Below are 14,006 nucleotides of genomic sequence, written 5' to 3'. Positions count from 1 at the left end.
AATCTTCTGGATTCAGTTTTTAACTTTAGTCCTCATAATTCTCTTTGCTTTCTAATGGGCCCAAATCCTTGATCATTTTCTCTGCTTCCAATTTTTCAGGTTCGGTCAACTTGGCTTCCAAAGATTTAAGTTGCTTTGCCGCTTCCTCATTTTTATTTTCAGCAGCAATTTTTAACCAGGCGTAAGCTTTAACCAAGCTCTTGTTGACTCCTAATCCTGCTAAATACATGTACCCCAACTTGGCTTGTCCAATAGGATTTCCCTGATGTGCTGACTTACCAAACCAGTAAGCTGCCTGTTGGTAATCTTTATCAACACCTGTACCAGTCAATAACAATTGTCCTAATTGTGCCTGTGCTTCAGGTTGCCCCTTTTCTGCTGCAGATTGATACCAATAAGCTGCTTTCACAGGATCAGCATCTACACCATACCCTTTAAGATAGTAGTAAGCTAAATAGGTTTGTGCGTTGACATGTCCATGATTGGCTGCTTGTGAAAACCAGTAAAAAGCGGCTTTATCATCCGCACCAATCCCACCTTCCTGGCCTGTATACAATAGACCTAGACTGTATTCGCCCTTTTCATCCCCCTGCTCTGCCGCTTTTTGATACCATTCAAATGCTTTTTTTACATCTTTTGGAGTTCCTTTACCCATCATGTATTGATAACCCAAATTCACTTGTGCCTTGCTATAGCCTTGTTCTGCCGCCTTTTTAAACCAGTTGAATGCTTTATCATCACTGGCAGCTACGCCATCCCCTGTGGCATACATTAATCCGATATTTCTTTGTGCTATCGGATTTCCTTGCTCTGCTGCCTTCATATACCATTTGAAGGCCTCAGTAAAATCCTGAGATACCCCCTTACCTGTATCGTACATAAATCCCAAACTTAATTGAGCCAATGCATTATTTTTATCAGCTGCCTTTTGATACCAATTTCTGGCTTCTTCGTAATTAGTTGTCACACCATATCCGTATTGATACATGCGCCCCAATAAATACATGGCTTCCTCATTACCTTCTTTGGCTGCCTGCATTAAATGTGGATAGGCTGTGGTGTAGTCGCCATTTTCAAATGCTGCAAAACCAACTAACTCATCGGCCAAAACAACGGTGTTAATCGCCAATAATAGAGCTAACAAAAAACTTCTCATACTTGCTCCATTTTATTCCCTTTTAATTTAAGCGTAGAATAAAGAAGCAACAAAGCAAGTAATTGATCAATTTAAGATATAAAACAAACCAGACACATAATCCAAAACAAAATATCTTAATTTTATATTTATTTCATCGATCAAGCTAAAACATATTTTATAGCAATGAAAAATATATAAGACACAGATTTTCTTAAAACTATAGAAAAAACTAATAATGTCAGAGCCATCGAACATACACTATTTCGACATAATTCCTTATCTCGATCCTCCTGATAAATCTAAGCACATCTTAATAAATATCAAACTTAATTAGACTCAAAGCTATTAATTTAAGTTAAAACATAACGACCCAAATACAAATAAAAGCGCAAATAATTTTATTTACTCACCCAAAAACTCATACCAAAAACTCTTAATATAAGATTAATTTTTATGCACTATAATAATTATAAGATCTAATAGTAAAAATAATAATCTAAGTGTTTGTTTTTACCCAAAGGAGGACAGAAGATGTCCCGTTCGAAAGATGAAGTTTTAGAAGCAAATGATTCTCTCTTTGGTATTACAGTCCAAACATGGGGAACTAATGATCGACCGAGTAATGGAATGATGAATTTTGCTGATCAGCAATTTTTTGGTGGGGATGTAGGTCATGCTTCCATTAATATGAAATTACCTGTGACTGATAAGACAAAGCAATGGATAGAAAAATATTGTTATTCACAAACATATGATCAATTTAAGAAAGTAAAGGGTAATGAAGATAAAACCTATGAAGAGTATCTGAAGACCGCAAAACGACTTATACCTGTAGAGTTAAAAACGCAAGTTACGCGGAAAGCCCAATATGATTCAAATGGGAACCTTGTAACTACCCACGAGAAGGCTTATGAACAAATTTATTTTGACATAGATTGGAGTTGGTGGCCGGGAAGATTACAGAATACAGAAGATGACATGGTTTGGGAAAGAGAGGGAAAGCATTTTGAATACGACGAAAAATGGAAAGAATATCTACAGCCTGAACAAAGGGTGCATAGGGGTAAATTAGGCTCCAGAAAAATGGACTATGCTCCTACGTCAATTATACATCAAAGGGATATCCCTACCAGTGAACTAGAAAAGATTACACGTGATCATAAAATTCATACAATTGAAGAAAAACTAAATGTAGTAAAACTGTTACAAAGCAAAATTGATGAAATGCCTCATACAAAAATGAGCCCTTCAATGGAGCTAATGTTTAAAAACTTAGGCATTAATGTCGAAAAATTGCTTGATGAAACCAAAGACAATGGAGTAGATCCAACAAACTTAGAAGCAATGCGAGAATATTTAACAAACCGCCTGACAGAACGGAAATTGGAATTAGAAACTGAACTCTCTGAAGCTAAAAAAGAGGTAGACTCAACACAAGTTAAAAATAAAGTCGAAGATGTTTATTACGATTTTGAATACAAGTTAAATCAAGTACGTAAAAAAATGGAAGAAGTAAACTCTCAACTTGAAAAAATGGATAGTTTACTTCATAAGCTGGAGGGTAATACATCTGGACCCATTCCTTATACAGCTGAAATTGACGAACTGATGTCTGTCTTACCTTTTTTAAAAGAAGAATTAGAACTGGAAAATGGTACATTGTCACCCAAGTCCATTGAAAATTTGATCGATCATATTGATGAATTAAAAAATGAGCTTGCTAGCAAACAAGAGAAAAAAAATGAGAGAAATCTTAATTTAATTAAAAAATACGAAGAATTATGTGAGCAATATAAAGATGATGAAGAAGGACTGGAAGAGGCTCTATGGGAAGAAGGAATTGATGTTGAAGAGGTTAATTCTGCCAAGAAAGATATATCCAAACCTGCTCCAGAAATCCAAAAGTTAACCGATCTTCAAGAACAATTAAGAAATCATAAAGAATCAGGAGTAAAATTATCATCTGAACTTGAAGAAACTCTTAATTCTTCTGTAAAAATGTGGAAAACCAAAATTGACTCTCCATGCCAAGTTATATCAGAATCCTCTGTAAAAGCACTCGTAAGTAAAATAAATTCAACTCGTCCCGAGCTTGTAAAAGAAAAGGAACAGTTGCCAGAACAAGAAGAATCTCTAAGTAAAGAAGCAAAAAAGGCACAAGAAGAGTTAATAAAAATACAGGAATTTTCTCAATTTTACAGTGAAAATTCCAGTGCTTATATGGTAATTGGTTTACCACCTCATCATCAAGTGTCTTTACCTTTAGCTGTAAATGGCAAAAGGGGGTTACATCCAGAAGCTATGTTAAAAAAAATGCATGAGCTTGTAGCTGGTCCAGAAAAAAAAGAATTCAATTTACATACCAATAACTGCTCACTTACTTCGATAGAAGTATTATCTGCGGGAGCACAACATGATCCATTATTGCATTCAATAATGGGAACACGTGCCTTAGGTTTTTTTGGAACACCACAGCAGGTATTAGAAAATGCCAAACTAACAAGTAAAACCATTAATGAAGGGAAAAAAAGTAACATTTTTACACCATTAGTTACTGCAAGTCCATTAGACAGAGCATTAGGATATGCCATGTCAATATACATGGATCCTGAAGCCTCAAAAGCAAAACAAAATGCCGGCCTGGCTCTTGGTGTACTGGTTGGTTTAGCCAAAACACCAGGCATTATCATTGGCTCTTTGCTGAACCCCAAACAAGGTTTTAATGATATTTTAAATACTTTAAACCTCGTCTATAGTCGCAATTCTACTGGATTAAAAGTTGGATTAACCCTTATGGCCCTACCAGCAATGATAGTATTAGCTCCTTTAGCAGCAATACAAAAAGGTGTGGAAGTTATTGCTGAAACGATAGCCAAGCCATTTAAACTTATAGCAAATTTATTTAAACAAAAGCCTGAAAGCACTGATGAGATTACTGTTTCTGTAGGTAGTAAAAAAGTAGCTGAAAAGGAAGGTAGTTATTCTAATACTGCGTTAGCTGGATTGGTTAATAGTAAAATAAAATCAAAAATTGATGAAAATACCATTACAGTAGAATTTCAAAAATCGCCTCAAAAAATGATAGAAGAATTTGAATCACAATTAAAAGAAAATCCTGGAAAAGTTGTTGTATTAAGTGAAAAAGCACATAATGCCGTCCTAAAATTTGTATCAAAAAGTGATGATGAAGCACTAAAACAGAAATTTTATGATTGTTGTAACCAATCGGTAGCACGTAGCCAGAAATTCGCACCCAAGACTAGGGATGAAATTGATGAATTGGTGGAAGAAGTTACATCTACTGATAAAACGGAATTAACTACAAGTCCCAGACAAGAACCATCGATGAGCTCTACTATTGATGAGGAAGAAAACATCGATTCAGAACATCAAATAGAAACTGGAACTGAAAGTACGATGCGCATATAAATAATAATGATAATCATTATTGTTTATATGTTGTTTACTACTTGGTTGTTTTATAATCAAGGGAGATCTAAAAAATTATTTTGTTAGAATACTTCATAATTTCTCCAAAAAGAATCCAGCACATTTATTTATTATAGTGGAGGTAATAAGTTATGCCAAAATTAATTTTATTAGGAGACTCCACTCTTGATAATTTTAATTGGGTGCCAAATAAAGCTACTGTAACTGATCACTTAAGACGTCAATTACCAAAAATGGAAATTCTTAATTTCGCTGTTGATGGATTTACAACTGACTCAATATTATATGGAGAATATAAAGACTGTGCCGTTACTTCATCCCAACATACCCACAAATATTTTGAACCACTTAAGGCGTTAGAAAATGAACAGGATGTTGAACATATAGTTTTGAGTGTTTTGGGTAATGATTTTCGCATTCAGTTAAGCAAGCTAATTTTTATGGCTCCAGAAGAGAGACCAAAAGCTATTGAGCAATTGATAAATCACATAATAAAGAACTATATTCAAGTTGTGAAAGAAATTAGAAAAGTTCAACCTAATGCAAAATTAAGTATAGTATTGCAATACACACCATATGTAGAAAACGACCCTTATCTAATTTATTTTTTAATGGATAAACTTTTTCATCACGGAACGGTTTCTCATGGTTTTTTATCCTATTTACAAATAATGTATTATTCTATATTTGGTTTAAATTCTAAACATGAACAACAGGCGTTAAACCTGCTCCATAAACTAATGGCAAAAGTATATCGAAACGTTTTCAATGAACTTGGTGACAACTCTTTGGCCATTATTGATCTTGCCAGTAGTTTTGATTATCGAAATAGCAAATTATATAAAGCTCAAATTGAACCTAGCGATGAAGGAGGTAAATTGATTGCCTCTTTAATTACACATACGATTACACATCATGACTTTCAAAATGAATCCATGCTCTATGCCAAACCACCTTTACAGCCTAATCCGAAAATACTGGCAGTCCCTTTAACCAAACTTAAAAAAGATTGGTTTCCTCAACAAATATATGTAACTCAAGAACAAGCAATAACTGCTTTTAAACAAGCTTATTTGTTACAGCTAAATAAAGATAGACAATCTTATTTAGGTCTATATAGTTTTTTTGCTCGCAGTAATGTAGATTTTGAACACGCAACTTTAGAAAAACTTATAGTACATGCGCAAAACTATTCAACTAAAAAAACAGGGTATCGCACATTAAAAGTTATGCAGAATCTAGGTTGGTTGACGGAGCAAGGAAATATAAAAGAAGAAAGTGGGATAGTAAGGCTATTAAAAAATTGAACTATATGTAGTAGTTCAAATCTGATGATAGTAACCAGTTCGGGGCGCCAAGCAAAACTTAGTGCCCGCTAACATTATAGATTGAATTAAAATGATATATTTATAGCGATTCAAATATCGCAGCAGCTCCCATTCCGGTTCCAATACACATGGTTACCATACCGTAGCGCCCTTTTGTTCTTCTCAATCCATGTAGTAATGTAGCTGTTCTTATGGTGCCCGTTGCTCCTAAAGGATGCCCCAAAGCAATAGCCCCACCTAAAGGGTTAACTTTCTCTCTGGGTAGGTCAAGGTCTTTAATAACCGCCAAAGCTTGGGCAGCAAAAGCTTCATTCAATTCAATCCAATCCAATTGATCTAAAGTAATTCCAGCGCGCTTTAGCGCCATAGGAATTGCCTTTACTGGTCCGATTCCCATGATTTCAGGCGGTACTCCCGCAACGGCATAGCTCATTAAACGGCCTAAAGGTTTTAAATCATACTGTTTTAAAGCCTTCTCACTGGCTAGTAATGCCACTCCGGCTCCGTCACTCGTCTGAGAACTATTTCCTGCAGTCACTGTCCCGTTTAAAGCGAATACCGGTTTTAATTTAGAAATCGCTTCGTAAGATGTGTCTGCTCTAGGGCCTTCGTCCTTATTTATCAATTTTTTCTTTATTTCAACCTTTGAAGTTTTCAGATCAGGGTATCTTATAGATATTTCGATTGGACTTATTTCAGCGTTGAAATCGAGTCTTTCCTGCGCAGCAATTGCTTTTTTATGGCTTTCTATGGCGAATTCATCCTGTTGTTCTCGAGTAATTTCCCAACGCTTTGCAACGTTTTCTGCTGTAATCCCCATGCCATAAGCTATAGCAACGTGCTCATCATTAAAAATGGATGGATTCGCCGTGTATTTATTTCCACCCATAGGTACCATGGACATACTTTCGACACCGCCACCTAGTGCTAAATGAGCCTCCTGATTACGGATTGTATCTGCTGCAGTAACTATACTTTGTATACCAGATGAGCAAAAACGATTAATAGTCATTGCTGGAACAGATTGTGGAAGATCAGCCAATAAAGAAGCGATTCTGGCTACATTCATACCTTGTTCCGCTTCTGGCATTGCACAACCTATTACTACGTCAGCTATCTCTTGCCAATCAATGTTTTGATGTCTATGTATTAAACATTTAATAGTATGAGCCAATAAATCATCAGGTAATGTGTTTTTAAAAACACCTCTTGGTGCTTTACCTACTGGTGTACGTAATACGTCAACTACATATACGTCAGTCATCCTAATTCTCCTTGCTTAGTTGCGCAGTGGTTTACCAGTCTCTAACAGATGACTGATTCTGGCTTGGGTTAATGATGTATTGGCTAGTTTTATGAATGCTTCTCTTTCCAACTTTAGCATCCATTGTTCATCAACCAAGGTTCCATGATTGACATCCCCACCACACAACACTTTCGCCAATTCATTCGCCAGAAAATAATCATGCTGTGATATAAATCCACCTTCCAACCAATTCACTAAACCGGATTGTAATCGGGCATGCCCCTCTATACCTGCCACTTTAAATCGTTGTTTTTTCATAGGAGGAAGATAATTAGCAGCTCGCATGGCTTTGATTTTTTCTAAAGAGGCATATAAAACCTCATCAGCATGCATTAGAATAGAATCAGCCGCACGCAGATATCCCATATTTCTGGCTTCCACCGCACTTGCAGCTACTTTTGCAGTTGCTATTTGCTGAAAAACTGGCAATATAAAAGTTAATAAATCAGCTTGTTGGGCATGATGTGCTGAACGCATAGCGAGCTCTTTGCAACCACCACCAGCAGGTATAACTCCTACTCCAGCCTCAACTAAACCGGGATAAGATTCAAAAGCAGCAACAATAGAATCACAATGCATCATTAATTCACAACCACCTCCTAATGCTCGACCTCTTAAAGCAGCTACAGTTGGAATTGAACTATATTTTAACCGCATTGCTACCCGTTGAAATTGCTCTACCATATGCTCAAGAGCTTGTATTGTTCCATCTGTTAATAATTTGGAGACGCCACGTAGATCAGCTCCTGAACTAAAATTGGATGCATCTTGTTGATAAATAATTAATCCCTGGTAATCCCTTTCTGCGATATCCAAAGCAGTCTCTATGCCATCGAGAACTGATTGACCAATTGTATTGGCTTTGCTTTTAAAACTAATCACAGCCACATCATCTTTTAAGTACCACAAACAAACACCCTCATTTTCATAAATAACATGAACAGGATGATGTGACTCCTTTAATACCCTGTCATGGAAGAATTGTTTATGGTAAACAGGTAACTGACTTCTGGCGTGATAATTGTTTTTACCAGGCGAATAAGCGCCTTCTCGTGTGTAAAATTCCTTTATTTCATATAACCACTCAGGTAGTTTTGCGCTTGATAATGCCGTATTATCCTGTATTGATTCATCGATTTGTCGAGTCACACTGTGTAAATCAGAAAGCTGCCAAGTTTCAAATGGTCCTTGCGACCATCCAAATCCCCAGCGAATTGCCAGATCAACATCTCTTGCATTATCAGCAATTTCTTCCAAATGATACGCACAGTAATGGAATAAATCTCTAAAGCAAGCCGACAAAAATTGAGCTTGCTTATTATTTGATGCCATTAAATTCTTCATTCGAGCTTCAGGATCTTTAATATCCATTATCGCTTTCAGTTCATCACTCACTTCTGCTCGAGAGGGTCTATATTGACCGGTTTGAATATCATAAACTTCTATTACTTTACCTGCTTTTCGGTAAATTCCTTGGCCAGATTTTTGCCCTAAATGACCTTCCTTAATTAAACCATTCAACCAGTCCGGCAGAATAAACATTTTATGCCATGGATCACCAGTTAATTGAGACTGCATGGTATTAATAACGTGTTGCATAGTATCCAAACCAACCACATCCATGGTACGAAAAGTTGCAGATTTCGGTCTTCCTAATAATGGACCAGTCAAGGCATCCACTTCATCAATTCCCATATTCATGGCTAAAGTATGATGCAAGGTAGTTAATAGTGAAAAGACTCCTATTCGATTTGCGATAAAATTGGGAGTGTCTTTCGCTCTCACAACTCCTTTGCCCAAATACTCGGTTAACCATGTTTCCAAATAATCGAGCAAATCAGATGATGTAGTATTGGCAGGAATTAGTTCTGCCAAATGCATGTAACGCGGTGGATTAAAAAAATGGACTCCACAAAAATTGGATCTATGCTGCGCAGGTAATACCTCACATAGCTTATTGATACTTAGCCCTGATGTATTACTAACTAAAATTGTTTTATCAGATAAATAAGGCGAAATTCGCTTGTATAAGTCCTCTTTCCAATCTACACGTTCCGCTATCGCCTCTATGACTAAATCACAAGAAGATAACTCTTCCAAATTTTCCGCATAATTTTTTGCTTGTAATAACTCATTGGTTTGGGGAGTTGCAAGAGGAGTTGGTTTTAGTTTACCTAAATTGGCAATAGCTTTATCGACCAAGCTGTTTTTAGGCCCTTCTTTGCCAGCTAAATCAAACAGTAAAGTCTCTATTCCGGCATTAACGCAGTGTGCTGCAATTTGAGCACCCATGACGCCAGCCCCTAAAACTGCAACTTTTTTAATGAAAAAAGGCTCCTGCATTGTTATTATCCTCTTGTTAATAATCGATTGATGCCTCTATGAGTCAGATTTACAGGTAACAGGCACTTACCATTGGCTAAAAGGAGCAATAATCTGTTGATCTCGCCCCTTTCTACATCTTAACTTAAATTAAAACGAATACCCTGAGCCAAGGGCAATTCATCTCCCCAATTAATTGTATTGGTTTGCCTCCTCATATAAGCTTTCCAGCTATCCGAACCTGATTCACGTCCACCACCAGTTTCTTTTTCGCCTCCGAAAGCACCTCCAATTTCAGCCCCTGAAGTGCCAATATTAATATTGGCAATACCACAATCACTTCCACAAGCACTGAGAAAGCGCTCTGCATTTTTTAAGTTTTGGGTGAATAAGGCTGAAGAAAGCCCTTGAGGAACGCCATTATGTAAAGCAATAGCCTCATCCAGTGTCCGATAGGACATAACATATAGAATAGGAGCAAAAGTCTCTTCCTGCACAATATCCCAATCGTTTTTTACATCACAAACTAAAGTAGGCTGCACAAAGGAGCCAGCTTGTTTTAATATTTCCCCACCATAAACAATTTGACCTCCTGCCGCTTTAATTCTATTTATTGCTTTTTTAAACTGTTCAACAGCTTGCAGGTCAATCAAAGGACCCATTAAATTTCGTGTATCGAGTGGGTCACCAATAGTTATCTGCTCATAAGCATGTCTTAGCCTTTTGATAACATCCTGGTATTTTGATTCATGAACAAACAGGCGTCTCGTAGTAGTACAACGTTGGCCAGCAGTACCTACAGCACCGAATACTATGGCAGGAATAGCCAGGTTCAAATCAGCAGACTCATCGAGGATGATGCCGTTATTACCTCCCAACTCCAGAATGCTTTTACCCAGTCTGGCAGCGACTTTTGCTGCTACTTGCTTTCCAACTGCAGTAGAGCCTGTAAAGGATATTAACTGTATTCGTTTATCATCAACCATGGCTTCAACCACATCGTGAGAATTGGGAATGATCAAGCCAAATATTTCAGGACAATTATTTTCTTTCAATACCTGATTGCAAATATGTTGTACTGCCACTGCACAGAGAGGTGTTTTTGCCGATGGCTTCCATATAGTAACGTTGCCACAAATAGCAGATAAAAATGCATTCCATGACCATACAGCAACAGGAAAGTTAAATGCTGAAATCACCCCAACAATTCCGTATGGATGCCATTGCTCATACATTCGGTGATTTGGGCGTTCTGAGTGCATGGAATTACCATACAACATGCGCGATTGCCCTACAGCAAAATCAGCGATATCAATCATTTCCTGAACTTCGCCATCACCTTCCTGTTTGGATTTACCCATTTCCAGCGATACCAGACTTCCCAAGCTATCTTTATTTTCTCTTAGTACTTGCCCTATTTGCCTGATGATTTCACCCCGCTTTGGAGCTGGCACTTTTCGCCAGGCTTGCGCTGCTTGCTCTGCTCGCTGCATAACCTGCTCATAATCATCCATAGTGCAAGTTGCTATTTCAGCAATTTTATTCCCAGTACTGGGATTGAAGGATTCCAGAGTATGGGCATGGTTGACACTATGCCAACCATGTCCACTAAAGGCTCCGGGGTTTACTGATTTAATATTTAAGCGTTGCAATAAATCCATAAGACTCTCCTAGGCATAATATTTGCCGAAGCGATTTTCCAGCACGTGGGACAATTTAAATTTTTCTTGCAAAATAAGCCCTTTATATTCATTTCCCTGTCCCAATACCAAATCAACAACAGCGCATACGCCCGAAGCTGTACTGACTTGAATAGCTGACCACTCCAAACCTCGAATTACTTCAGGGTAAATTTTCTTGACATAACTTTTTTCGGTTAGTTCGCCCTGCTTAATACCCTCAACAGTAACATAAACTATCACGATATCCTGATATGTTTTTGGAATTGCATTTTCCAGTATTCTTTTTAACGTCCCTCGATCTTCATTTAATCGTAAGTCATTCATTAAAAAGCGCATTTTTTTACAATGACCTGGATAACGCATGGTTTTGTAATTCATCGATTGTATTTTTCCAGCATAAAGTTCAGCCAAGCTTCCCAAACCACCGGACGTGTTGAACGCTTCATATTCACAACCATCAATCTGAATTGACTCCAATCCTTCCAGCGGAGCCATAACCACATCTTTACCACCTTCAATACCATAGCAAGGATTACCATATTCATTAATAACCCCATCAGTAGACCAGGTTAATGAATAATGAAGCGCATTATTAGCACGCTGTGGCAATGCTCCAACTCTTAGTCTGGCATGATGACATTTCTCAAATTCCTGCATCAAACTATTAGCCGCAATACTGATAAAGCCAGGTGCTAATCCACATTGAGGAACAAAAGCTGTCTCGGCATTTTGAGCAATAGCTTTTACTGCCTCCGTTACAGAAGTATCTTCCGTTAAATCAAAATAATGAGCTTTGGCAGCTTTGGCGGCTTTGGCAACATGAGTATTTAAAAAATAGGGAAGACTCGAAATCACTGCGATAATATTGTGCTTTTGCAAATAGGCCTGAGTGGATTGTTCATCTTTAACATCCAATGCAACCGTTTTAATCTCAGGCAGCGCAGTTAATAATCTTGTCACATCAGAGCCATTAAATTCCAGATCGGCCAAATGAACCTGATAAGACCCACTATCGGCGAGTAGACAAGCAATTAGACTGCCTATTTTCCCAGCACCAGTAATCATTACGTTGTACATACAATCCTTCTCCTTTGTAAAACTTGATAATCCTACACAAATTATCAGAGATTAGATAGATCCAAAACATGATCAATACAGCAATTCTTGATATCACTTGACCAATTAGTCTTACTCATTTATCTTGACCACTTTAATTTAGTCTAGTTGTGACATGAAGCAGGCCGCTTTGATACATTCGACAATAATAAACACATCAACACTAAACCAATATTCGAAGTTCGTTGTTGTATTTTTAGCAGGTTTATTAGCCCCCTTGGGGTTTGCACCTTTCCATCTGCCAGGATTAACTATTTTGAGTCTGGCCATTTTATTTTCTGAATTTCTTCAATGCACGGTTAAGCAGGGATTTTCCCTTGGTTTCCTATACGGGTTAGGATACTTTGGCTTCGGAGTATCATGGGTGATTATCAGCATCCACGACTATGGACAACTTGATTACTTTCTTGCTGGCGTTATCACCTTATTGTTTATCATGTATCTTTCTCTGTTTCCTGGAATAGTCGGTTATTCCTTTAAACTCCTTTCAACCAAGTGTAATTTATTAACATGCATGCTTTTGTTTAGCACTCTTTGGTGTATAGCTGAGCTTATCCGTTCCAAGCTTTTTACTGGGTTCCCCTGGCTATTAGCAGGTATAACCCAAATCGATACACCATTGAGATATATTGCACCAGTAGTTGGTGTTTATGGGCTTGGATTAATATGTTCTTTTTTGGGTACCCTACTGGTTCTGATAATTAAAGACAATACGATTAAACGATATTACTACCTTAGCGTTTTTATCTTGATTCTTATTGCACCATCACTGGGGAAAAATATCCATTGGACAGAAATCAAGAAAGAACCTATTTCTGTCGGTGCAATCCAGCCTAATCTCTCAATGAGAGACAAGTGGGACGAAACTCTCTTTTGGGATTTATTAAAATACTATGAAAACAAAACAGATAAACTGTTAGGAAAAAATTTAATTGTTTTACCCGAATCAGCCATACCCCTACCAGCAAGTTATGTTGAAGATTACCTACAGAAACTGCATGAAAAAGCATTAAAAGCCAAAAGCAGTTTAATTTTGGGAATCTTGCAACCTACAGATAATGATGAAACCAATTTTTACAATTCCATCATTAGCTTGGGGGAAGCTACAGGAGCCTATGTGAAACGCCAATTGGTACCATTTGGAGAATATATACCAAAACCCTTTATCCCCATCAATCGTTGGTTAAATCTTCCAGAACCTAATGTTGTTCCCGGCAGATCGAATCAGCCATTAATTAACATAGCTAATCATCCCATTGCCAGTCTAATTTGCTATGAAATTGCTTACCCAAATATCTTGAGATCACAAATGCCTGCAGCTCAATGGATAGTCTCTATCAGTGATAATGGCTGGTTTGGCCATTCCCTGGCAAGCTACCAGCAATTACAAATGGCTCAAATGCTCTCTTTGCTTACAGGACGATACCAAATTCTGGTGAATAATGATGGACTCTCCTCAGTAATTAACCACCAAGGAACTATTGTCGAAGGGCTACCAGCTTTTAATTCAGGAATGCTCCAAACAGATATTTTTCCTGCAAATGGCATCACTCCCTGGATAATTTGGAGTGACTATCCTACTTTTGTTTTTTGTTTCATATTTGTTCTTTTTGTTTTGTTTTTTAATATTAAACGATTTACAGAAAAATAATCTATTGCTGGCA

8 protein-coding genes are annotated in these 14,006 nt (G+C 37.4%); 3 read left to right on the top strand and 5 right to left on the bottom strand.

Going from position 1 to position 14,006, the window contains the following annotated elements; all coding sequences use genetic code 11:
* Positions 1-25: 25 nt before the first annotated feature.
* Positions 26-1,156 carry a tetratricopeptide repeat protein gene (locus LPG_RS06795; RefSeq protein ID WP_010947086.1) on the bottom strand — a complete coding sequence of 377 codons (1,131 nt, stop codon included), beginning with the start codon at positions 1,154-1,156 and terminating at the stop codon, positions 26-28.
* A gap of 486 nt (positions 1,157-1,642) precedes the next feature.
* Between LPG_RS06795 and sidG the strand changes: the two genes are divergently transcribed.
* Both sidG and LPG_RS06785 read left to right on the top strand, forming a co-directional pair.
* The gene (gene sidG, locus LPG_RS06790) at positions 1,643-4,567 is read left to right on the top strand and encodes a Dot/Icm T4SS effector SidG (protein ID WP_010947085.1); all 2,925 of its coding nucleotides are present in this window, start codon (positions 1,643-1,645) and stop codon (positions 4,565-4,567) included.
* Positions 4,568-4,719: 152 nt separating this feature from the next.
* Complete coding sequence (locus LPG_RS06785; RefSeq protein WP_010947084.1) at positions 4,720-5,895, top strand: SGNH/GDSL hydrolase family protein; 1,176 nt, start codon at positions 4,720-4,722, stop codon at positions 5,893-5,895.
* Between the two features lie 100 nt (positions 5,896-5,995).
* On the opposite strand, the gene LPG_RS06780 is transcribed toward LPG_RS06785, so the two are convergent.
* The 4 genes from LPG_RS06780 to LPG_RS06765 form a co-directional block, all read right to left on the bottom strand.
* On the bottom strand, positions 5,996-7,180 hold the full coding sequence (locus tag LPG_RS06780) for an acetyl-CoA C-acyltransferase (RefSeq protein ID WP_010947083.1): 1,185 nt from the start codon (positions 7,178-7,180) through the stop codon (positions 5,996-5,998).
* A 15-nt stretch (positions 7,181-7,195) separates the two neighbouring features.
* The gene (locus LPG_RS06775; protein WP_010947082.1) at positions 7,196-9,565 is read right to left on the bottom strand and encodes a 3-hydroxyacyl-CoA dehydrogenase/enoyl-CoA hydratase family protein; all 2,370 of its coding nucleotides are present in this window, start codon (positions 9,563-9,565) and stop codon (positions 7,196-7,198) included.
* Positions 9,566-9,684: 119 nt separating this feature from the next.
* On the bottom strand, positions 9,685-11,205 hold the full coding sequence (locus tag LPG_RS06770) for an L-piperidine-6-carboxylate dehydrogenase (RefSeq protein ID WP_010947081.1): 1,521 nt from the start codon (positions 11,203-11,205) through the stop codon (positions 9,685-9,687).
* A 9-nt stretch (positions 11,206-11,214) separates the two neighbouring features.
* Positions 11,215-12,303, bottom strand: coding sequence for a saccharopine dehydrogenase family protein (locus LPG_RS06765; protein WP_011213649.1), 1,089 nt, complete (start codon positions 12,301-12,303; stop codon positions 11,215-11,217).
* Between the two features lie 154 nt (positions 12,304-12,457).
* On the opposite strand from LPG_RS06765, the gene lnt reads away from it, so the two are divergent.
* The gene (lnt, locus tag LPG_RS06760; protein WP_010947079.1) at positions 12,458-13,993 is read left to right on the top strand and encodes an apolipoprotein N-acyltransferase; all 1,536 of its coding nucleotides are present in this window, start codon (positions 12,458-12,460) and stop codon (positions 13,991-13,993) included.
* The last annotated feature ends 13 nt before the right edge of the window (positions 13,994-14,006 follow it).

Origin of the sequence: Legionella pneumophila subsp. pneumophila str. Philadelphia 1, assembly GCF_000008485.1 — a bacterium.
GTDB lineage: Bacteria > Pseudomonadota > Gammaproteobacteria > Legionellales > Legionellaceae > Legionella > Legionella pneumophila.
This window is presented reverse-complemented; position numbering and strand designations above follow the sequence as displayed.